The following is a 20,063-nucleotide window of genomic DNA, read 5'->3' on the forward strand; positions in this document are numbered from 1 at the left end:
GGTGAGATTAGCCGATGTGGCCCGAACCGTAGGGCTTCGTGGTGGTTTCGGTCTTCTTGACAGCCGTCCAGACGGCCAGCCACACCACGCACACCACCGCCACGATGACGAAGCTGGGCGGCAGATCGAAGATCGATGACATCGCCAGACCGCCCCATACCGCGAACAGCGACATCGCCGTCGACAGAACCATCGCCGCCACCGGCCGAGCCGTCAGCATGATCGCGGTCGCCGCAGGTGTCACGACCAGCGCGAAGAGCAGCAGCGTGCCCACCGCCTGCACGGCCATGGTCACGGCCAGACCGAGCAGGGCCATGAAGACCACTGACAGTGCCCGCACCGGCACCCCGCGGGCCTCGGCCACCTCGGGGTTGATCGAGGCGAACAGCAGCGGACGGAAGATCGCCGCCATCGTCGCACCGAGCACCACCACCAGCACCGCGAAGACCACCAGCTGCTGATGCGTGACGGCCAGCAGGTTGCCGAACAACACGTTGGTCACCGTGCTGCTGCTCTTGGTGGCCAGCGAACTGAAGAACAACCCCAGACCCATCGCGCCGGCGAGTACTGTGCCGGTGGCGATTTCACGATCGGCGGCGCGTTTGCCGAGGGCGCCGATGATCAGCGCCCCGCCGATGCAGAACAGGCCGAGTCCAACCGTCACCGGGACCCCGACCAGCACCGCACCAGTGGCACCGGGAAACCCGATGTGCGCCAGCGCATGTGCGGCGAAGGCAGTGTTACGCACCACGATGAAGTAGCCGATCAGCCCGGCAGCCAACGCCACCAGCGTGCCACCGATCAACGCGTTACGCATGAACGCCGAGGTCAGGATGTGCCACCAGTTGTCTTGATAGCCGAGGGCCAGGAGCTGCTGCGGCATCACACGCTCCGCATGTACAGATCGCCCTGCGGGGTGTGCACCACCTGGACCGAGGTGCCGTAGAGGTGGCTGAGCAAGTCGTCGTCGACGACCTCGTTCATCAGCGCGAAGTGCGCGTGGCCGTCGAGTAGGTAGATCGCGCTGTCGAGCACCCCCAGCAGTGGGTTGAGGTCGTGCGCGACGACCAGGATGGTCACCCCGAATTGGTCGCGCACCTGCCCGAGCAGGGTGACGATCTCGCGTTGGTTGCGCAGGTCCAGGGCGGCCAGCGGCTCATCGAGGATCAGCAGCCGCGGCCGGGACACCAGCGCCTCGGCCAGCGCAACGCGCTGTCGCTGTCCGCCGGAGAGTTCGGAGAGCCGGCGGCCGGCGAAGTCGGTGGCTCCGACTGCGGCCAGGATCTGCATCACCCGGCGCCTGTCCTCGGCCCGGGGATGACGGTAGCCCCAGCGCTTGCCGATCAGCCCCAGCATCACCGCATCGCCGGCCCGGATCGCGTGGCCGGCGGCCGCGGCGTAGTTCTGCGGGACGTACCCGATCTGCCCCGATGCCGCACCTGGCGCCCCGCCGAGCACGCTGACGTACCCCGAGGCCGGGTTGATCAGGCCCAAAACGACTTTCAGCAGGGTGGTCTTACCCGAACCGTTGGATCCGATCACCGCGGTGATCCCACCGGCTGGAACGTCGAAAGTGCCTTCCGACCAGATCAGCCGATCACCGCGGACGACGCTGACGTCGTCGAACGACAGTGCGACCTCGGCGGTCTCAGAGTTGGACACCGAGGGCCTCGGCGAGCGATGTGAGTTGGTCCACCTGCCAAGACTGGAACGTTTCGGCCCCCGGCGCCACCGTTTCGGTGACCTCGACGACCGGGACGCCCGCGGCCTCAGCAGCCGTGCGGAGCTGTTCGGGCACCGAACCCTGGGTCTGGCTGGCGTAGATCAGGACGTCGGCGCCACGGTCGGCGAGCAGGGTCAAAAATGCATCGAGGGCAGCCGGCGACGGGTCGGTGTGGTTGTTGGCTGCGGTCTGATAGCCCACCGGTGTGCGGTTCTGCAGTCCCAACGCGGTGGCCATCTCGTCATACACGCCTTCGGTGGCGGCGTAGGTCTTACCCGCCGCACCGGCCTCGATGGTGGCGATGGCGTGCTCGTAGGGCGCCAGCGCCGCGCCGAACTCGGTCCGACGCTCGGTGAAGTAGTCCGCGGCTTGCGGCGCCAGTTCGCGCAGCCGCGAGGTCACCGCGTCGGCCACGTCGAGCACGGTCTGCGGCCGGTACCAGACGTGCGGGTTGCCGACCCCGTCGTGGTCGTGATCGTGCCCGTCGTGGCCGTGATCGTGCCCGTCGTGATCGTGATCGTGATGGTGCCCATCGTGATCGTGATCGTGCCCATCGTGGCCGCTGAGGTCGACCGCGTCGATCACCGGCGCGTTCGAGGCGGTGCTGGCCGCGAGTTTGGCCGCCCATTCGTCGTAGTGACCGCCGTTGATCACCACCAATTGCGCGCCGTCGAAGCTCGCGGCGTCGGCCGGACCGGGCTCGAAATCGTGCGGATCGACCGAGGAGCCGGCCAGCACGGTGGTGACGTCTGCGCAGTTGCCGCCCAGCTGGGAGACGATGTCGCCCCACTGGTCGATGCTCGCCACCACGCGCACCGGCTCGGTCGGACATTCGGGTGCGTCGGCGCTGCTCGACGAGTCGACCGAGCCGCAGGCAGCCAACACGAAGGGGCCGGCCAGCGCACCGGCGGCGAGAACGATGAGGTGGCGTGGCGCAGTCATGACGAAAACGATAACCGTTTGCATTAAGACCCGCACCGCGGGGATGCTATTTATTGAAAATCGTTTTCATTAAGGAGTGTCATGGCCGACTTGCTGGTGGACCAGGTGGAGTTCGCCGACGTCATCCTGCTCAACAAGATTGACCTCGTCAGTGCCGCGCACCTCGGCGCCGTCGAGACCATGGTGCGCCGACTCAACCCCGCAGCGCACGTCCTGCGCACCAAGCACGGTGTCGTCGACCTCGCCGAAGTGCTGGACACCGGCCGCTTCGACCCGTTGGCCGCGCAGCACACGCCCGGCTGGGACGAGGAGATCGCCAACGGCCACACCCCCGAAACCGATGAGTACGGCATCGGCTCGATGACGTTCCGATCGGACCGCCCGTTCCATCCGCAACGACTTGCCGCAGCCCTGGTCGGAATGCGGGGACTGTTGCGTAGCAAGGGTTTCTGCTGGATCGCCAGCCGTCCATCGCTGGCTGCGATCTGGTCGCAAGCCGGCCCGAACCTGGTGATCGAACCTGCGCAGTACTGGTCGGCCATCGAGGTGCAGCCCGGTCAGGGGATCGTGTTCATCGGGATTCGCCTCGACCGGGCAGCCATCGACACCACGCTGCAGGCCGCACTGCTCACCGACATCGAGTTGGCCGAGGGCAGCGCGGCCTGGTTGAACTATCCGGACCCGCTGCCGGCCTGGGGCGTCACCCATACCCACTGAACGCGCGCAGCCCTAGTCTGGTGCGGTGGGTAGCACTGTCGATCTCAATGCCGACCTGGGCGAAGGCTTCGGAATCTGGGCCCTGGGTGATGACGAGGCCATGCTCGACCTGGTCACCAGCGCCAACGTGGCCTGCGGATTCCACGCCGGCGACCCGGCGCTGCTGCTGACCACGTGCCGACAGGCCGCGGCGCGCGGTGTCCGGATCGGGGCGCAGGTGAGCTACCGGGATCTCACCGGATTCGGGCGACGCTTCATCGACGTCGACCCCGACGAACTGACCGCCGACATCATCTACCAGATCGGCGCGCTGCAGGCCATCGCCCAGGCGGCGGGCACCTCCGTCAGCTACGTCAAACCCCATGGTGCGCTCTACAACACCGTGGTCGCCCATGAGGCGCAGGCGGCCGCGGTGGCCATCGCCGTGGCCACCGCGGCCCCCGACCTCCCCGTCCTGGGCATGGCCGGCTCGGTGCTCTTCGAGCGGGCACACCGCCACGGGCTACGCACGGTCGCCGAGGCGTTCGCCGACCGCGCCTACTGCCCCGACGGCACGCTGGTGTCGCGCCGCGAGCCGGGCGCCGTGCTGCATGACCCCGAGATGATCGCCGAGCGCGCCGAGGCCATGGTGCGCACCGGTCGGGTCACCGCCCTCGACGGCACGGTGATCCCGATCCAGGTGGAGTCGCTGTGTGTGCACGGGGATTCGCCCGGCGCAGTGCAGATCGCCGCCGCGGTACGGACCCGACTGGGCACCGGCGGGATCACACTGACACCGTTCAGCTGACCCGCGCCGTCAGCGCGAGGTGCTGCCGTACGGCAGCAGAGCCATCTCCCGGGCATTCTTGATCGCGGTGGCCACCTGACGCTGCTGCTGCGGCGTCAAGCCGGTGATCCGCCGCGAGCGGATCTTGCCGCGGTCACTGATGAAGGTGCGCAGTGTCGCGACGTCCTTGTAATCCACCTCGGTGATTCCGAGCGCGTCGAGTTGATTGCGCTTGGGCTTCTTCACCTCGACGACCGGCGGCCGCTTGCGGGCAGTTCTCTTCGCCATCACCAACTCGCCTTCCGCACACCCGGCAGCTCGCCGCGGTGCGCAAGTTCCCTGACCCGGACCCGGGACAACCCGAACTTCCGCAGGTGCCCACGGGGACGCCCATCGACGGCGTCTCGGTTGCGCAGCCGCACCGGACTGGAGTCGCGCGGCAACCGCTGCAAGGCCGACACCGCGGCCACCCGCTGCTCCCGCGAACTGCGGGGGCTGCGGATGATGTCCTTCAGTTCGGCCCGCCGCTCGGCGTAGCGCTCGACCAACTCGCGGCGCTTGTCGTTCTTGACGATCTTCGACTTCTTGGCCATCAGCGCTCCTCCCGGAAGTCGACGTGCTTGCGGATCACCGGGTCGTACTTGCGCAGCACCAGCCGATCCGGGTCGTTGCGGCGGTTCTTGCGGGTGACGTAGGTGTAGCCGGTACCGGCCGTCGAGCGCAGCTTCACGATGGGCCGCAGGTCGGTGCGCGAGGCCATCAGATCTTCTCCCCGCGGCTGCGCAGCCGGGCCACCACGGCCTCGATACCGTCGCGGTCGATCACCTTGATCCCCTTGGCGCTCACCCGAAGTCGGATGCGACGCCCCTCGGACGGCAGGTAGTAGGTCTTGTTCTGGATGTTGGGATTCCACCGTCGGGCACTGCGCCTGTGCGAGTGCGACACGGTGTTGCCGAACCCGGGCGAGCGCCCGGTGACCTGGCAATGGGCCGACATCTTCATCTCCTCGATCGTGGGGTAACGTGACCTAACGATAATGACAATCGTTTTCAAATACTAGTTGGGAGGAGCCCGTGCGCACCCCTGTGGTTCTGGTCGCCGGTCAGGGCGACGCCGGTCGTGTCGCCGATCTGTTGGGTGCCAGCCCGGGCACCGTGCTGGTCCGTCACCGCTTCGATGGCCAGGTGGTGCTGCGAACCCTGACCACCGATGCCGGCGTGTTCGATCTGCCCCTGGAACTCGCCCACGGTTGCGTGTCCTGCACGGTGCGCGACGACCTGCTGGTCCTGCTGCGCCGCCTGCACCGCAGCGGCGACGTGTCCCGCATCGTGGTGCAACTCCCGGACTGGTCCGAACCCGAACCGGTGTGCTGGGCCATCGAGAACGTGCGCGTCCGCGTCGGACCCGGATACGTCGACGGGCCGGCCTCCCGCGACGTCCGGATCGCGGGCGTCGTCGCCTGCATCGACAGCGCGCGCTGGCTGACCGAGGCGACCGGCGAGGACGAGCTCGACGACGGCCGCACCGTCGCGCAGGCGGTGGTCGGTCAGGCCGAACTCGCCGACGTGCTGGTGCTCACCGAGCCCGACCCACCCACCCTGGCGGTGCTGCGCCGGCTCGCACCGCGGGCACGGATCACCGTGGGCCCGGACCGCGTCGAGATGGCGCTGGCCCACCTCGAAGCGGGCAGCCCGCGCGGCCACGCACCCGGACCGCACGCCCCGCTGCTGGCCGGACAACCCCCGCTGGAACCGGACGGCGACGTGGCCATCCTGGAGTTCGCCACGCACCGGCCCTTCCACCCGGTACGCCTGCACGCCGCCGTCGACACCCTGCTCGACGGCGTGGTCCGCACCCGCGGCCGGGCCTGGCTGGCCAACCGGCCCGCGGATGTCATGTGGATCGAATCCGCCGGTGGTGGAATGCATTTCAGCAATGCCGGGCGTTGGCTGGTCGACATGGACAGCCGCGAACGTGCCTATGTCGACCCGGAGCGGCTGGCCATGGCGGCCGCGGATTGGCACGCGGAGTTCGGCGACCGACACGTATCCCTGACTGTGCTGATCTGCGGTGCCGACCCCGGCACCGTCGTCGACGCACTCGAGGGCGCATTGCTCACCGAGGCCGAACTGGCCCGCCCGCAGGACTGGCCGAGCTACCCGGACCCGTTCGGCGACTGGCACGAAGAACCCTGTCAACCCGAGATCGACGAGGCCGCCTCCGCGGCCCGTCGGGAAGGCGAATCACAATGAAGACCGGCATCCATCCCGATTACCACCCCGTGGTGTTCTCCGACGCCGCCACCGGCAAGCAATTCCTCACCCGGTCCACCGCAACCAGCGACCGCACCGTGCAGTGGTCCGACGGCCGGACGTACCCGCTGATCGTGGTCGAGGTGACCAGCGACTCGCATCCGTTCTGGACCGGGTCGAACCGACACATCGACTCGGCCGGCCAGGTGGAGAAGTTCCGGCGACGCTACGGCTTCTAGTCTGGGGGGATGCGCCTGCGACCCGGCCGCCCCGAGTTGGCCCGACATGCGGGACGGTTCGCCGTTCCCCGGGCCCGGGCGGACACCGAGGTCGCGGTGACCTGGCTTGGTGTGTCCACGCTGCTGATCGACGACGGCGCCTCCGCGGTGCTGACCGACGGCTTCTTCTCCCGGCCTTGCCTACCCGCGCTCGCCCGACGGATCGCGCCGAACCCGGAGCGGGTACACGGCAGTCTGCGCCGTCTCGGCGTGGACCGACTCGACGCCGTGGTGCCGGTGCACAGCCATTACGACCACGCGCTGGACTCGGCGCTGGTGGCCGAGACCACCCGCGCGGTGCTGCTGGGTGGTGAATCCGCCGCGCACCTCGGCCGCGGGCACGGCCTGCCGCCCGAACAGATCCAGGTCGCCGTCCCCGGCGAGGCGACGCCGGCCGGCAACTTCGAGTTGACGCTGTTCGCCTCGACGCATTGCCCGCCGGATCGCTTCCCGGGTGCCATCACCGCGCCCGTGACACCGCCGGTGCGGGTGTCGGCGTATCGCTGCGGCGAGGCGTGGTCGATGCTGGTCCGGCATGTCCCGACCGGACGACGCATGCTGGTCCAGGGCAGCGCCGGGTACCGGCCCGGACTGCTCTCGGGACAGCGCGCCGAGGTCGCCTACCTGGGAATCGGACAGTTGGGGCTGCAGTCCCGGGATTACCTCACCGAGTACTGGAAACACACGGTCCGGGCGGTCGGGGCCACCACGGTGATCGGCATCCACTGGGACGACTTCTTCCGTCCGCTGTCGAAACCGCTGCGCGCGTTGCCGTACGCCGTCGACGACCTGGACTTCGCGATGGACACGCTCGGTGCGCTGGCCGACACCGACGGGGTCACGCTGCACCTGCCGACGGTGTGGCAGCGCGAGGACCCCTGGGGGTGACGGGCACCGCGATCCTGGCGCTCGGGTTGCTAGCCATCGTCGTGGTGTTCGCGATCGCTCGCCCGGAGGCATGGCCCGAGGCCGTCGTCGCGGTACCGGCAGCGGCGGTACTGGTGCTGGTCGGGGCCGTGTCGGCCGAGGAGGCGATGGCCGAGGCCGCGCGACTGCTGCCGGTGGTGGTGTTCCTGGCCGCCATCCTGGTGCTGGCGAAACTCTGTGCCGACGAAGGCCTGTTCAGCGCAATCGGTGCCCGGTTGGCCCGCGCGGGCGGACACTCGCCGCGGTCGCTGCTGACCGGGGTGTTCACGGTCGGCGCGGTGACCACCGCGGTGCTGTCCCTGGACGCCACCGTGGTGCTGCTGACGCCCGTGGTCCTGGCGACCACGGCTGCGGTGCGGCTGCCGGCCCGCCCGCACGTCTATGCCACCGCACACCTGTCCAACACCGCTTCGTCGCTGTTGCCGGTGTCGAACCTGACCAACCTGCTGGCCTTCAGCACACTGGCCGCGGCGGGGATGACCTTCACGCACTTCACCGCGCTGATGCTGCTGCCGTGGCTGGTGGCCATCGGCTGCGAGTATCTGCTCTTCCGTTGGTTCTTCCGGGCCGACCTGAACGGTTCGGCGGCGACACCCACCGGCGCCCTCCCGCCTCTCCCGCGTTTCACGCTCGGTGTCGTGTTGGCCACGCTGGTCGGTTTCGTGGTGACCTCGGCGCTGGGCCTCGAGCCGTACTGGGCCGCGCTGGCCGGCGCGGTGGTGCTCGGTGTGCACAGCCGGGCGCGGCGGCGCAGCACGGTGGGCGGACTGGTCCGGGCCATGCATGTGCCGTTCCTGATCTTCGTCGTGGCGCTCGGCGTCGTGGTGCACGCCGTGATGACCAACGGACTGCAGGGGTGGCTGGGACGCTGGGTGCCCGACGGCACCGGGTTGGTCGCACTGTTGGGGATCGCCGCGCTGGCCGCGATCCTGGCCAACCTGGTGAACAACCTGCCCGCCGTGTTGGTGATGCTGCCGCTGACCGCACCGCTGGGACCGGCCGCGGTGCTCGCGGCACTGCTCGGGGTCAACATCGGCCCCAACCTGACCTATCTGGGTTCGCTGGCCAACCTGCTGTGGCGGCGGGTGCTGCGCGGCCACGGGATGGCTGTCACCGCGCGCGAGTTCAGCGGGCTGGGCCTGCTCACCGTGCCGGTCACGCTGGTGGCGGCGGTGTCGGCGCTGTGGGCGTCGGTGCGCGTCCTCGGGGTGTGAATCCGGGTCGACTATTGCCGGCGCTGCCGGGCGATCTCGGCCAGCACCACGCCGGCGGCCACCGAGGCATTCAGCGATTCGGTGTTGCCGGCCATCGGAATCGACACCACGGCATCACAGTTCTGCCGGACCAGCCGGGACAGGCCCTTGCCTTCCGAACCGACCACCACGACCATCGGCCCGCTGCCGTCCAGGTCGTCGAGTTCGGTGTCGCCGCCGGCGTCCAGACCGACGATCTGCAAACCGGATTTGGCCCAGTCGGCCAGCGTCCGGTTCAGGTTGGTGGCTCGCGCCACCCGCAGTCGGGCGGCCGCACCGGCGCTGGTTCGCCACGCCACCGCGGTGACTGAAGCCGAACGGCGTTGCGGGATCAGCACCCCGTGGCCACCGAACGCCGCGACCGAACGCACGATGGCGCCGAGGTTGCGCGGATCGGAGATGTTGTCCAGGGCGACCAGCAGGGCCGGGCTGCTGTCGTCGGCGGCGATCCGCAACAGGTCGTCGGGGTGCGCGTAGTCGTACGGCGGGACCTGCAGCGCAACCCCCTGGTGCAGACCGTTGGTGCTCATCCGGTCCAGGTCGATGCGCGCGACCTCCAGAATGGGAATCCCGGAATCGGCTGCCCGGGTGACGGATTCGGTCAGCCGCTCGTCGTTGTCGGCGCCGATCGCGACGTAGAGCGCGGTGGCCGGCACGCCGGCCCGCAGACATTCGAGCACCGGGTTGCGGCCCAACACGATTTCGGTGTCGTCGGTCTTCTTCGGTCGGCCCTGCTGCTGCTTGGCGGCCCGTTTGGCCCGCTTGGCGGCCGGATGATGGGGGCGCTCATGCGCCGGTGGGGTGGCACCGCGGCCTTCCAGGCCACGCCGGCGCACACCGCCGGAACCCACCGTCGGCCCCTTCTTGGTGCCCGGTTTGCGCACTGCACCGCGGCGCTGCGAATTGCCGGCCATTACTTGTCATTCCCGTCGGCCAGCGACCACTGCGGACCGTCGGCGGTGTCGGTCACCTCGATGCCGGCTTCCTTGAGTCGGTCCCGGATCTGATCGGCGCGTTCCCAGTCCCGCGCCTCGCGTGCTTCGGCGCGGCCGGCCAACGCCCACTGCACCAACACGTCGACGGCCGCGAGTGCGGCCGAGGTCTCGTCGCGCAGTTCCCAGCGCTCATCGAGCGGGTCGCAGCCCAAGATGCCCATCATCGCCCGGATCGCCGCGGCCTGCGCCATGGCGGTGTCATGGTCACCGGTGTCCAGCGCTCGGTTGCCTTCGGCCCGCGCATGGTGGATCTCGGCCAGCGCTGCCGGCACCGCGAGGTCGTCGTCGAGTGCGGCGGCGAAGCCGTCGGTCCAGGTGCTCGGTGTGACCGCCCCGACCCGGGTGCGGACCCGGTGCAGGAACTCCTCGATGCCGGTGTAGGCGCGGGCCGCGTCGTGCAGCGCCACCTCGGTGAACTCCAGCATCGACCGGTAATGCGCGCTGCCCAGGTAGTAACGTAGCTCGGCGGGCCGAACCCGTTGCAGCACAGCCGGAATGGACAACACGTTGCCCAGCGACTTGCTCATCTTCTCGCCACCCATGGTGACCCAGCCGTTGTGCAGCCAGTACCGGGCGAACCGATCGCCGGCCGCGCGTGCCTGCGCGATCTCGTTCTCGTGGTGCGGGAAGACCAAATCCATTCCACCGCAGTGGATGTCGAACTCAGAACCCAGGTACTCATGGGCCATCGCCACACATTCGGAATGCCAGCCCGGCCGGCCCCGGCCCCACGGTGTGGGCCAGGACGGCTCACCCGGCTTGGCGCCCTTCCACAGGGTGAAGTCACGTTGGTCGCGCTTGCCGGTCGCCACTCCCTCGCCCTGGTGCACGTCATCGATGCGGTGTCCGGACAGGGCGCCGTATTCGGCGAAGCTGAGTACGTCGAAGTAGACGTCCCCGTCACCGGGGTAGGCGTGCCCGGCTTCGATCAGCCGCTCGATCAGTTCGACGATCTGGGTGATGTGGCCGGTGGCGCGGGGTTCGGCCGACGGCGGCAATACGCCCAGCGCGTCATAGGCCGCGGTGAACGCCCGCTCGTGCGTGGCGGTCCACTCCCACCAGGGGCGCCCGGCGGCGGCCGCCTTGTTCAGGATCTTGTCGTCGATGTCGGTGACGTTGCGGATGAACGCGACGTCGTAGCCCTTGGCCGTCAGCCAGCGGCGTAACACGTCGAATGCGACGCCGCTGCGGACGTGCCCGATGTGCGGCAGACCCTGGGTGGTGGCCCCGCACAGGTAGATCGAGGCGTGGCCGGGCCGGACCGGAACGAACTCCCGCACGGCACCCGTCATGGTGTCGTGCAGTTTCAGGCCGGTCTGCGGCCCTCCGGTAGCGGTCACGACGTCGCAGCTTACCGGCCTGACGGCGCAAATCCCCCATCGCCGATCACCAGAGCCGTCGCAATGGCCGCCAGCCCCTCACCACGACCGGTCAGTCCGAGCCCGTCGGTGGTGGTCGCCGACACCGACACCGGGGCGCCCAGCAGCTCGCTGAGCACCTCGACGGCCTCTGGCCGGCGCGGCCCGATCTTGGGTCGGTTACCGACCACCTGCACCGCCGCGTTGCCGATCCGGTAACCGTGTTCGGTCAGCAGGTCGCGGACGTGGCGCAGCATCTGCGCGCCCGAGACCCCGTCCCAGCGCGGGTCGTCGACGCCGAACACCGTGCCCAGATCGCCCAGATTGGCTGCCGAGAGCAGCGCGTCACACAGCGCGTGCGCGGCCACGTCGCCGTCGGAGTGCCCGGCACAGCCGTCGGCGTCATCGAAGGTCAAACACAGCAGCCGGCAGGGCCGGCCCGCTTCGATGGGATGCACGTCGACGCCGAGCCCGACCGTGGGCAGCGCCGTCACCGCTGCAGCACCATATGGGCCAGTTCCAGGTCCAACTGGGTGGTGATCTTGAACGCCAACGGATCGCCCGGCACCGTCTGCACCTGCCCGCCCATGTTCTCCACCAGCGAAGCATCGTCGGTGAAGCAGCCACCCGAGGTCCGTTCATAGGCCCGGATCAGCGTTTCGGTGGCGAAACCCTGCGGTGTTTGCACCGCCCGAAGCCCGGCCCGCTCCGGTGTGCCCAGCACGACGCCGTTGGCGTCGACGGCCTTGATGGTGTCGGCCAGCGGCTCGGCCGGGACCACCGCCGGATGGCCGTCCTCCAGCGCAGCCACCACCCGAGCAATCAGCGCGGGCGGGGTGAGCGGCCGGGCGGCGTCGTGCACCAGGACGTAGTCGGCGTCGCCGACCGCGGCCAGACAGTTGCGCACCGACTCGGTGCGGTCCTGCCCGCCGGCCACCACGGTGAGCGGAAGCGCCCCACCCAGGATGAGCTTGGCCTCATCGGTGCGTTCGAACGGAACTGCCACCACGGCAGCGTCCACCACACCAGAGGCGGCCAGCCCGGACAGTGCCCGGACCACCAGCGGAGTGCCGTCTAGTTTGGCGAAAGCCTTGGGCAGCCCAGCACCGAGCCGCTCGCCTGCTCCAGCTGCCGGAACGATGGCGATCGTGCGCGCCACGATGGACCTCGCCGGCTAGGAAGCCGCAGCCAAAACCTCATCGAGGATGGTTTCGGCCTTGGCATCGTCGGTGTTCTCAGCCAGCGCCAGCTCCCCGACCAGGATCTGACGGGCCTTGGCCAGCATGCGCTTCTCGCCGGCCGACAGACCACGTTCCTGATCGCGGCGCCACAGGTCGCGAACGACCTCGGCGACCTTGTTCACGTCACCGGAAGCCAGCTTCTCCAGATTGGCCTTGTACCGACGCGACCAGTTGGTGGGTTCCTCGGTATGCGGCGCCCGCAGCACCTGGAAGACCTTGTCCAGGCCCTCCTGTCCGACGACATCGCGGACACCGACGTATTCGGCATTCTCTGCGGGAACTCGAACGGTGAGATCGCCCTGGGCAACCTTCAAGACGAGGTATTCCTTCGGCTCGCCTTTGATGGTCCGGGTTTCGATCGCCTCAATCAACGCAGCACCGTGATGTGGATAGACGACGGTGTCTCCGACCTTGAAAATCATCAGTTTCGAGCCCCTTTCACCCCACTAGGGTATCACGAGGGTCACACACGTGCCGATCAACTATGCAGGTCAGGGGCACTACGAGGGAATCCTAGGGGTTGACAGGGTGGCGTTTACATGCAATGCAGCGCCCCGCCCGAGCGACCCGGAAGCAATCTGAAACCGGCCCGGAAGACCCGTGCCGCCCCTCAGCTACCGCCGGAACAAGCCACCTACTACTCTGCATAGTCGAACCAAACTGGTTGCCGGCAGGAGGCTATTCGAAGATGACGTTCCATACCCCTCGGGTGGTCATGGCACTGCTCGCCGCAACCGCGCTCGTGGGCTGCAGCGCGGGCCAGATTTCGCAGACCGCCAGCCAGGAGCCCGCAGTCAACGGAACGGTCGGCAACCAGGGCCAACTCGCGCTGCGCAACGTGCATCTGCAGGCCGTCGAGACCGGTGACGCGTTGCAGCCGGGCAGTGAGGTCCCGCTGATCCTCACCATCACCAACCAGTCCGCGCAGGAAGACGACAAGCTGATCAAGATCAGCACCGACGTCGGCAAGGTCACACTGACCCCGAGCCCGGCTCCGATCCCGGTCAGCGGCGCGCTCGCGATCGGCTCGCCCGACGGCCTGGGCGATCTGGGCGTCATCGAAGATCAGAACAGCGCCACGGCGACCGTCACGCTGGACGAGCCGATCCGCAATGGCTTGAACTATGCGTTCACCTTCGAGTTCGAGAACGCCGGCAGCGTCGAGCTCGAGGTGCCGATCTCGGCCGGCAACGCGGAGCGGCAGGGCGGCGACGCGCTGAGCGCGCACTGAGTGCGCAGCCGCGCCTGACCGGATCTGTCGGTGGCAACCGATAGCGTTTCCAGGCGTGAGCAAGGTGGGATCGCGGGCGCGTAGCCAGTATCGCTGTACCGAATGTGCGCACGTCACCGCCAAATGGGTGGGCCGCTGCCCGGAGTGCGGCACCTGGGGCACTGTCGAAGAGGCCGCGGTGCTCACCTCGCTGGGCGGGCGCGCCCACCGCGCCATCGCGCCGGCGTCGGCGGCCGTGCCGATCAGTTCCATCGACCCCGACCACACCCGGCACTACGGCACCGGCGTCAGCGAACTCGACCGGGTGCTCGGCGGTGGGATCGTGCCGGGTTCGGTGACGTTGCTGGCCGGCGAACCCGGGGTCGGGAAATCCACCCTGCTGCTCGAAGTGGTGCACCGCTGGGCGCAGCAAGGTCGGCGCGCGCTGTACGTCTCCGGTGAGGAATCCGCCGGCCAGATCCGGATGCGGGCCGAACGCACCGGGTGCACGCACGACGAGGTGTATCTGGCCGCCGAGTCCGACCTGGATCTGGTGCTGGCGCACATCGAGACCGTTCAGCCCACGCTGGTGATCGTCGACTCGGTGCAGACGTTGTCGACCACCGACACCGACGGCGTCACCGGTGGCGTCACCCAGGTCCGCGCCATCACCACGGCCTTGACCAGCTGTGCGAAATCGGCCAAGCAGCCGCCCATGGCGATGGTGCTGGTCGGTCATGTCACCAAGGACGGCGCGATCGCCGGGCCCCGCTCGCTCGAGCATCTGGTGGACGTGGTGTTGCACTTCGAAGGTGACCGCAACTCGGCGCTGCGCATGGTCCGCGGAGTCAAGAACCGGTTCGGCGCGGCCGACGAGGTCGGCTGTTTCATGTTGCAGGACAACGGGATCGAGTGTGTCGCCGACCCTTCCGGCTTGTTCATGGATCAGCGCCCGGAGCCGGTGCCGGGTACCGCTGTGACGGTGACGCTGGACGGTAAGCGCCCGCTGATCGGTGAGATCCAGGCGCTGGTGGCCACCCGCGAGGTGCAATCCCCGCGACGCACGGTCAGCGGGGTGGACTCGGCCCGGGCGGCGATGACCACCGCGGTACTGGAAACCCGGGCCAAGGTGCCGATCGGCAACCGTGACGTCTATTTGTCCACCGTCGGCGGCATGCGGCTGACCGACCCGTCCTCGGATCTGGCGGTGGCGCTCGCGGTCACCTCGTCGGTGCTCGACCTGTGTTTGCCGTCGTCGGTGGTTGCGATCGGGGAGGTCGGGTTGGCCGGTGATCTGCGTCGGGTCACCGGGATGGAGCGTCGATTGGCCGAGGCAGCCCGGTTGGGCTTCAGCACGGCGCTGATCGCCCCCGGCGTGAAGTCGACACCGGCCGGCATGAAGGTGATCGAGGTGGCCACCGTGGGAGATGCGCTCAGGACCCTGCTGGACATCGCGGCGGCGCCGGCCAGCAAACCTCCCGAGGTCAAGGCGGCGTCGCGAACCGAACTCAAACTGGTGGACCAACACCCCAAGTCCGCCGACTACGGGGACAATGGCTGACCATGGCCACCGCCAAGCAAAGCGTCAGCAATGCGCTACCCGCGCGCCCGACGCTGCGCGAGACCATCGCCCGACTCGCTCCGGGCACCCCGCTGCGGGACGGGTTGGAGCGCATCCTGCGCGGCCGCACCGGCGCGTTGATCGTGCTCGGCTACGACGACGGCGTCGAGGCGATCTGCGACGGCGGTTTCTCGCTGGACATCCGCTACGCCCCCACTCGCCTACGCGAACTGTCCAAGATGGACGGGGCCGTGGTGTTGTCCACCGACGGCAGCCGGATCGTGCGCGCCAATGTTCAGCTGGTGCCGGACCCGTCGATTGCCACCGACGAATCCGGCACCCGGCACCGTTCGGCGGAACGCGCAGCCGTGCAGACCGGCTATCCGGTGATCTCGGTGAGCCATTCGATGAGCATCGTGACGGTGTACGTCGGCGGCGAGCGGCATGTGGTGGCGGACTCGGCCACCATCTTGTCGCGGGCCAACCAAGCGATCGCCACGCTGGAGCGCTACAAGGCGCGCTTGGTCGAGGTCAACCGGCAGCTGTCGGCGGCCGAGATCGAGGACTTCGTCACGCTGCGCGATGTGATGACCGTGGTGCAGCGTTTGGAGATGGTGCGCCGAATCGGCCTGGAGATCGACGGTGACGCGGTGGAACTCGGCACCGACGGACGCCAATTGCGGCTGCAGCTGGAAGAACTGCTGGGCGGCAACGACACCGCCCTGGAGCTGATCGTGCGGGATTACCACGCCAACCCGGACCCCCCGTCGAAGGCTCAGGTCGTCGCCACGCTGAGCGCGCTCGATGTGCTGTCGGATGCCGAGCTGCTCGACTTCACCGCGCTGGCGCAGGTGTTCGGCTACCCATCCACCGGCGACGCGCAGGACACCGCGTTGAGTGCCCGGGGCTACCGCGCGATGGCCGAGATTCCGCGCCTACAGTTCGCCCACGTCGACTTGTTGGTCCGTACCTTCGGCTCACTGCAGGGGCTGTTGGCGGCCAGTGCCACCGATCTGCAATCGGTCGACGGCATCGGCGCCATGTGGGCCCGACACGTCCGTGAAGGACTGTCACAGCTGGCCGAATCCACGATCGCCGACCGGCTGGCCTGAACCAGTCCGAGCGGGCGTCAGGCGCCGGGTTCGGCGGGCGGCGCCTCTTCCGGTGCCGGCTCGGCCGGCGGGGCCTCTTCTGCCGGCGCTTCGCCGGACCCCTCGGCGAGGATGAACGGCACCGACGCCGACCTCAGGTTGCCCAGCTGCACCACCAGGTTGTAGGTGCCGGGCCCGATCGGCTCACGCGGCAGCGGGCACTGCGGAGCCGAGTCCATCCCGGTCCAGGTGACCTCGGTGGTCACCTGCTCCCCCGGGTTGAACGTCTTGACCAGGGTTTCCTCCGAGGGCGCGCAGTCCAGGTTGGACCACAGCCGCTGGTTGTCCAGCGAGTAGACGTAGGCCGACAGCACCGATGCGCCGACGTCGCGCTGGCAGGCGACCAGTCCGATGTTGGTGACCACCATGGTGAACTTGGGCTGATCCCCGACGGCGTACTGCGGGGCGTTGGTGATGCCCTTGACCGCCAGCGTGCTGTCCGGGCAGTCATCGCCGGCCTGCAGGATGGGCGGCGGCACCACCGCGGTGGTCGGGGTGGGTGTCGGCGCCGGCGCCTCACTGGCCGGTGGCACGACGGGGGATTTGACGTCCGGGGCGGGGGTCTGGCCCAGCGGGCCTTGCGAGGTGTTCGGCTGCTCGGCCTGGTCGGCCGGCGCAGCTTCGTCGGACCCACCACTGAACACGATCACGGCGATGACGACGACGATCGCGAAGACCAGCGCCGCCACGCCGGCCGCAAGTGCCCTACGACGCCGGTAGATCTCCGGCGGTAGCGAGCGAGGCGGTTCGGTATCCAACACGGCTCTCACGGTAAGGCCAGGTCACCGCAAGCCGTCCGACCCGGCGCGGCGTGTCGCTACCTGGTTTGGAACGGCGGAGGGAGTAGTGGGGCCACCAGAACCACCGCCCCAACAACACCGCCAGCGCGGGTACCACGAACGCCCGGATCACCAGGGTGTCGATCAGCAGGCCGACTGCGATGGTCGAGCCGATCTGCGCGATGCTGAGCACGGTGCTGCCCAGCAGCGCCGCCATCGTGAGCCCGAACACGATTCCCGCCGTGGTCACCACACCGCCGGTGGCCCCGAACGCCCGGATCACACCGGTCTTGATGCCGGCGGTGGCCTCTTCGCGCAACCGCAGCGCCAACAGCAGGTTGTAGTCGGCACCCACGGCCACCAGCGCGATCATCGCGATCGGCGGTACCGCCCAATGCAGCGGATGACCCAGCAGGTGCTGCCAGATCAGCACCGCGGCGCCCAGCGCCGAGGCGAACGACACCGCGACGGTCCCCACCACCCCCAGCCCCGCCACCGGACTGCGCAGCATCACCGCCATGATCGCGAAGATCAACACCAGCACCGCGCCGACCAGCAGGCGCAGGTCACCGGCCCACAGCAGCTGCAGATCGCGGGTGGCGGGCCCGACGCCCCCGAGGTGCACCGAGGTCGGCGTCAACGTGCCCTCCTTGGTCGCTTCGCGCACCGCGGTGTCGACCTGGCGTGCCCGTTGCGCACCGTCGGCGCTCCACTCCCGGCCCTCACCGAACACCAGCAGCCGGGTGGCCCGACCGTCCGGGGAGATCAGCGCGTTCAGCGCAGTGGCAAGTCGCGGATCGGACAGCGCCCGCTGCGGCAGATAGAAGCCGGCTGCGCCACTGCCGACGAACTGGGCCTGTAGCTCGGCGAGATAATCGGTGAACTCCCGTAGCCGTGGGCCCAGCGTGTCGGCCATGGCGGCGATCTCGCGGCTGGCACCGCGCGCCTGCCGCAGGGCCGTGTCCAGCTGCGCCGCGACGCCCGGCAAGTCCCGGAAGGCTCCTGCAGCGGTATCCGATCCGTCGGCCAACTTCGCTGCCCCACTGGACAATTCGGAGGAGCTGCGAACCATGTCGTCCACCGGTGAGACCACCCGGTCGACCGTCGAGCACAGCAGGTCGTTCGGACAATTGGGGTGCCCGGCGACGAATGCACGCAACGGATCCAGATAACTCGACACCGTGCTGACGTTCCGCTGCAGGCCGGTCATCCCGGATTGCATATCGGTTGCCGCTGCACCGATCTCACCGAACGCCCGATCACCCTGCCGGAGTCCGCCGCCGAGCTGAGCCACCCCGTGCTGCAGACCGGCCAACATCTGGTCCAGTTCCTCGACCCGACTCAACCGCTCGGTCAACGAGTCGACTGCGGTACGGAGTTGGTCACCGATCAGGCCGGCCTGGTAGGTCAACGTCGCCTCCTGCGGCACCGTGCCGACCGGACGACTCGCCGACTGCACCTTCAGTACACCCGGAATCTCCATCAGCGCCCGCGTGATTCGTTCGATCGCGATCAGCCCGGCCGGGTTGCGCAAATCGTGGTCGGCGGCCACGGTCACGATGACGGGCAACAGGTGATTGGCCGGAAAGTGCTGGTCGGCGACCGCGTAGCCGCGGTTGGATTCGACGTCGTCCGGCGTCGCGGCCGGCTCGTCCCAGCCGATCCGCAGGGCGAGCAGCGGCAGCGCCAACACGAAGACCAGGGCGCCGGCGGTCACCAGGATAGGTCCGGGCCACCGGGCAACCGAGGTGCCGATCCGTCGCCAGCGCCGGACCGCCCGCGAACCGGCCCGCGGCTCGGCGAAGCCGAACCGCGCAGCGAGTGCCAACAGCGCCGGTGTGAGCGTCAGTGCGGCCGCCATCGCCACCAGAATTCCGATGGCGCAAGGGATTCCCGCGCTGCGCAGCATGCCGACGTCGGCAAAGCCCAAGACCGCCAAGGCAACCGAGACGGTCAGGCCCGACCCGATCACCACCGGAGCGGTGCCGCGATAGGCGGCCGTCAGTGCCGGCCCGGGCCCGATACCGCGGCGCCGGCCCTCCTGATAGCGGCCGATCAGGAAGATGCCGTAGTCGGTACCCGCACCGAGCATCATCGCCGCCAGCAGGGCCACCGAGAACAGTGATACTTCCAGCACTCCCGCTGCCCCCAATGCCGCGATGATCGGGCGGGCAACGCCCAGCGCCAATCCCACCGAGAGCAACGGGATGGCCGCACTGATCGGCGAGCGGTACACCACGAGCAACAGCACCAGGATCAACGCCACGGTGGCCGCGGTGATCGCCAGCATCTGTCGGTCGATCGCGGAGAACTCGTCGGCGATGGTGGCGCCCGGCCCGGTGACGTACACCGAAAGACCTGCCGGCGTGGGTAACTCGGCCAGCGTGCTGCGCAGCTTCGAGACCGCTTCGCCGGCCTGGCCGGTGCCCAGCCGGCCAGCCAGGCGCAGCATCACGCTGACCGCCTGCCGGTCCGGGCTTTGAGCGGCGTCCGCGGTGACCGGGTCGCTCCACAAATCGGTGATCGCCTGGACGTGTTCGGGATCGGCGCGCAGTGCCGCGATCAGGGTGTCGTAGAACTTGCGATCCGCCGCTGTCAGCGGCGCGTTGCGTTCCAGCACGACGTAATTGAGATTGTCACCGGCGGGTTCACCGAACTGCTCGGCCGACGCGCGCGCCGCGATCGAGCTGGGCGCGTCGTCGGGCATGAAGGACCGGGTGTGGGTCTCGACCACCCGCTCGAGTTGCGGCACGGCCAGATTGCCGATGCCGGCGGCAATCAACCACGCGGCCAACACCGCGATCGACACCACGGTGGCACGCCGCATCCGGCGATCCGTCCAAAGCACGGTTCGAACTTATTGAGCCGGCCCGGAGCGGCGCGTCGTGCCGCGGACCACTTGCGGTCTCC

General features: G+C 68.8%; 22 protein-coding genes and 1 pseudogene. 9 read left to right on the forward strand and 14 right to left on the reverse strand.

Annotated features, from left to right (window positions below; translation table 11 throughout):
- Positions 1-7 precede the first annotated feature (7 nt).
- The 3 genes from AC5Y3P_RS06405 to AC5Y3P_RS06415 are packed head-to-tail and all read right to left on the reverse strand — an operon-like array spanning position 8 to position 2,665.
- Positions 8-883, reverse strand: coding sequence for a metal ABC transporter permease (locus AC5Y3P_RS06405; protein WP_500045060.1), 876 nt, complete (start codon positions 881-883; stop codon positions 8-10).
- Positions 883-1,662, reverse strand: coding sequence for a metal ABC transporter ATP-binding protein (locus AC5Y3P_RS06410; RefSeq protein WP_500045061.1), 780 nt, complete (start codon positions 1,660-1,662; stop codon positions 883-885). The genes AC5Y3P_RS06405 and AC5Y3P_RS06410 overlap by 1 nt, the downstream gene beginning before the upstream one ends.
- On the reverse strand, positions 1,649-2,665 hold the full coding sequence (locus AC5Y3P_RS06415; protein ID WP_500045062.1) for a metal ABC transporter solute-binding protein, Zn/Mn family: 1,017 nt from the start codon (positions 2,663-2,665) through the stop codon (positions 1,649-1,651). Before AC5Y3P_RS06415 ends, AC5Y3P_RS06410 begins: the two co-directional genes overlap by 14 nt.
- Positions 2,666-2,746: 81 nt before the next feature.
- Here AC5Y3P_RS06415 and AC5Y3P_RS06420 point away from each other — a divergent pair.
- Positions 2,747-3,382: pseudogene (locus AC5Y3P_RS06420) on the forward strand (GTP-binding protein); the annotation flags it as partial.
- Between the two features lie 25 nt (positions 3,383-3,407).
- Positions 3,408-4,169: a LamB/YcsF family protein gene (locus AC5Y3P_RS06425; protein ID WP_500045063.1), complete on the forward strand. Its 762-nt coding sequence runs from the start codon at positions 3,408-3,410 to the stop codon at positions 4,167-4,169.
- Positions 4,170-4,178: 9 nt separating this feature from the next.
- Here the strand turns inward: AC5Y3P_RS06425 and rpsR are convergent, their stop codons facing one another.
- The 4 genes from rpsR to rpmB are packed head-to-tail and all read right to left on the reverse strand — an operon-like array spanning position 4,179 to position 5,144.
- Positions 4,179-4,439, reverse strand: coding sequence for a 30S ribosomal protein S18 (gene rpsR, locus AC5Y3P_RS06430; protein WP_500045064.1), 261 nt, complete (start codon positions 4,437-4,439; stop codon positions 4,179-4,181).
- Entirely contained in the window at positions 4,436-4,741 is a 306-nt protein-coding gene (gene rpsN, locus AC5Y3P_RS06435) for a 30S ribosomal protein S14 (RefSeq protein WP_500045065.1), read from the reverse strand. Before rpsN ends, rpsR begins: the two co-directional genes overlap by 4 nt.
- The gene (gene rpmG / locus AC5Y3P_RS06440; protein WP_500045066.1) at positions 4,741-4,908 is read right to left on the reverse strand and encodes a 50S ribosomal protein L33; all 168 of its coding nucleotides are present in this window, start codon (positions 4,906-4,908) and stop codon (positions 4,741-4,743) included. The genes rpsN and rpmG overlap by 1 nt, the downstream gene beginning before the upstream one ends.
- Positions 4,908-5,144, reverse strand: coding sequence for a 50S ribosomal protein L28 (gene rpmB / locus AC5Y3P_RS06445; RefSeq protein WP_500045184.1), 237 nt, complete (start codon positions 5,142-5,144; stop codon positions 4,908-4,910). The genes rpmG and rpmB overlap by 1 nt, the downstream gene beginning before the upstream one ends.
- Positions 5,145-5,221: 77 nt before the next feature.
- Between rpmB and mrf the strand changes: the two genes are divergently transcribed.
- From mrf to AC5Y3P_RS06465, 4 genes are read left to right on the forward strand one after another with little or no spacing between them, the layout of a single operon-like run.
- Entirely contained in the window at positions 5,222-6,400 is a 1,179-nt protein-coding gene (gene mrf, locus AC5Y3P_RS06450; protein WP_500045067.1) for a ribosome hibernation factor-recruiting GTPase MRF, read from the forward strand.
- Complete coding sequence (locus AC5Y3P_RS06455; RefSeq protein ID WP_500045068.1) at positions 6,397-6,639, forward strand: type B 50S ribosomal protein L31; 243 nt, start codon at positions 6,397-6,399, stop codon at positions 6,637-6,639. Before mrf ends, AC5Y3P_RS06455 begins: the two co-directional genes overlap by 4 nt.
- Positions 6,640-6,648: 9 nt before the next feature.
- Positions 6,649-7,566 (forward strand): MBL fold metallo-hydrolase, encoded by a 918-nt coding sequence (locus tag AC5Y3P_RS06460; protein ID WP_500045069.1) that lies wholly within the window; start codon positions 6,649-6,651, stop codon positions 7,564-7,566.
- Positions 7,563-8,819: an SLC13 family permease gene (locus AC5Y3P_RS06465; protein ID WP_500045070.1), complete on the forward strand. Its 1,257-nt coding sequence runs from the start codon at positions 7,563-7,565 to the stop codon at positions 8,817-8,819. Before AC5Y3P_RS06460 ends, AC5Y3P_RS06465 begins: the two co-directional genes overlap by 4 nt.
- Before the next feature lie 11 nt (positions 8,820-8,830).
- On the opposite strand, the gene rlmB is transcribed toward AC5Y3P_RS06465, so the two are convergent.
- From rlmB to carD, 5 genes are read right to left on the reverse strand one after another with little or no spacing between them, the layout of a single operon-like run.
- Complete coding sequence (rlmB, locus tag AC5Y3P_RS06470) at positions 8,831-9,772, reverse strand: 23S rRNA (guanosine(2251)-2'-O)-methyltransferase RlmB (protein WP_500045071.1); 942 nt, start codon at positions 9,770-9,772, stop codon at positions 8,831-8,833.
- The gene (gene cysS, locus AC5Y3P_RS06475) at positions 9,772-11,193 is read right to left on the reverse strand and encodes a cysteine--tRNA ligase (RefSeq protein WP_500045072.1); all 1,422 of its coding nucleotides are present in this window, start codon (positions 11,191-11,193) and stop codon (positions 9,772-9,774) included. The genes rlmB and cysS overlap by 1 nt, the downstream gene beginning before the upstream one ends.
- Before the next feature lie 11 nt (positions 11,194-11,204).
- On the reverse strand, positions 11,205-11,705 hold the full coding sequence (gene ispF / locus AC5Y3P_RS06480; RefSeq protein ID WP_500045073.1) for a 2-C-methyl-D-erythritol 2,4-cyclodiphosphate synthase: 501 nt from the start codon (positions 11,703-11,705) through the stop codon (positions 11,205-11,207).
- Positions 11,702-12,370 carry a 2-C-methyl-D-erythritol 4-phosphate cytidylyltransferase gene (gene ispD, locus AC5Y3P_RS06485; protein ID WP_500045074.1) on the reverse strand — a complete coding sequence of 223 codons (669 nt, stop codon included), beginning with the start codon at positions 12,368-12,370 and terminating at the stop codon, positions 11,702-11,704. The genes ispF and ispD overlap by 4 nt, the downstream gene beginning before the upstream one ends.
- 15 nt (positions 12,371-12,385) lie before the next feature.
- Positions 12,386-12,874, reverse strand: coding sequence for an RNA polymerase-binding transcription factor CarD (gene carD / locus AC5Y3P_RS06490; protein WP_500045075.1), 489 nt, complete (start codon positions 12,872-12,874; stop codon positions 12,386-12,388).
- Between the two features lie 266 nt (positions 12,875-13,140).
- On the opposite strand from carD, the gene AC5Y3P_RS06495 reads away from it, so the two are divergent.
- The 3 genes from AC5Y3P_RS06495 to disA are packed head-to-tail and all read left to right on the forward strand — an operon-like array spanning position 13,141 to position 16,335.
- Positions 13,141-13,683, forward strand: coding sequence for a copper chaperone PCu(A)C domain-containing protein (locus AC5Y3P_RS06495; RefSeq protein ID WP_500045076.1), 543 nt, complete (start codon positions 13,141-13,143; stop codon positions 13,681-13,683).
- Positions 13,684-13,738: 55 nt separating this feature from the next.
- Positions 13,739-15,223 (forward strand): DNA repair protein RadA, encoded by a 1,485-nt coding sequence (gene radA / locus AC5Y3P_RS06500; protein ID WP_500045077.1) that lies wholly within the window; start codon positions 13,739-13,741, stop codon positions 15,221-15,223.
- A gap of 2 nt (positions 15,224-15,225) precedes the next feature.
- Positions 15,226-16,335 carry a DNA integrity scanning diadenylate cyclase DisA gene (disA, locus tag AC5Y3P_RS06505; RefSeq protein WP_500045078.1) on the forward strand — a complete coding sequence of 370 codons (1,110 nt, stop codon included), beginning with the start codon at positions 15,226-15,228 and terminating at the stop codon, positions 16,333-16,335.
- A gap of 17 nt (positions 16,336-16,352) precedes the next feature.
- Here the strand turns inward: disA and AC5Y3P_RS06510 are convergent, their stop codons facing one another.
- Together AC5Y3P_RS06510 and AC5Y3P_RS06515 are read right to left on the reverse strand one after the other, a co-directional pair.
- Positions 16,353-17,135, reverse strand: coding sequence for a hypothetical protein (locus tag AC5Y3P_RS06510; RefSeq protein ID WP_500045079.1), 783 nt, complete (start codon positions 17,133-17,135; stop codon positions 16,353-16,355).
- On the reverse strand, positions 17,080-19,980 hold the full coding sequence (locus tag AC5Y3P_RS06515; RefSeq protein WP_500045080.1) for an MMPL/RND family transporter: 2,901 nt from the start codon (positions 19,978-19,980) through the stop codon (positions 17,080-17,082). Before AC5Y3P_RS06515 ends, AC5Y3P_RS06510 begins: the two co-directional genes overlap by 56 nt.
- Positions 19,981-20,063 lie beyond the last annotated feature (83 nt).

The organism is Mycobacterium sp. NGS45, assembly GCF_059812645.1.

Bases quoted from the DNA above. Each gene is read 5' to 3' on its own strand.
- AC5Y3P_RS06405 (WP_500045060.1), bottom strand. From the start codon at position 883: ATGCCGCAGCAGCTCCTGGCCCTCGGCTATCAAGACAACTGGTGGCAC.
- AC5Y3P_RS06415 (WP_500045062.1), bottom strand. From the start codon at position 2,665: ATGACTGCGCCACGCCACCTCATCGTTCTCGCCGCCGGTGCGCTGGCC.
- rpsN (WP_500045065.1), bottom strand. From the start codon at position 4,741: ATGGCCAAGAAGTCGAAGATCGTCAAGAACGACAAGCGCCGCGAGTTG.
- rpmG (WP_500045066.1), bottom strand. From the start codon at position 4,908: ATGGCCTCGCGCACCGACCTGCGGCCCATCGTGAAGCTGCGCTCGACG.
- rpmB (WP_500045184.1), bottom strand. From the start codon at position 5,144: ATGTCGGCCCATTGCCAGGTCACCGGGCGCTCGCCCGGGTTCGGCAAC.
- AC5Y3P_RS06455 (WP_500045068.1), top strand. From the start codon at position 6,397: ATGAAGACCGGCATCCATCCCGATTACCACCCCGTGGTGTTCTCCGAC.
- AC5Y3P_RS06460 (WP_500045069.1), top strand. From the start codon at position 6,649: ATGCGCCTGCGACCCGGCCGCCCCGAGTTGGCCCGACATGCGGGACGG.
- rlmB (WP_500045071.1), bottom strand. From the start codon at position 9,772: ATGGCCGGCAATTCGCAGCGCCGCGGTGCAGTGCGCAAACCGGGCACC.
- carD (WP_500045075.1), bottom strand. From the start codon at position 12,874: ATGATTTTCAAGGTCGGAGACACCGTCGTCTATCCACATCACGGTGCT.
- AC5Y3P_RS06495 (WP_500045076.1), top strand. From the start codon at position 13,141: ATGACGTTCCATACCCCTCGGGTGGTCATGGCACTGCTCGCCGCAACC.
- disA (WP_500045078.1), top strand. From the start codon at position 15,226: ATGGCCACCGCCAAGCAAAGCGTCAGCAATGCGCTACCCGCGCGCCCG.
- AC5Y3P_RS06515 (WP_500045080.1), bottom strand. From the start codon at position 19,980: ATGCGGCGTGCCACCGTGGTGTCGATCGCGGTGTTGGCCGCGTGGTTG.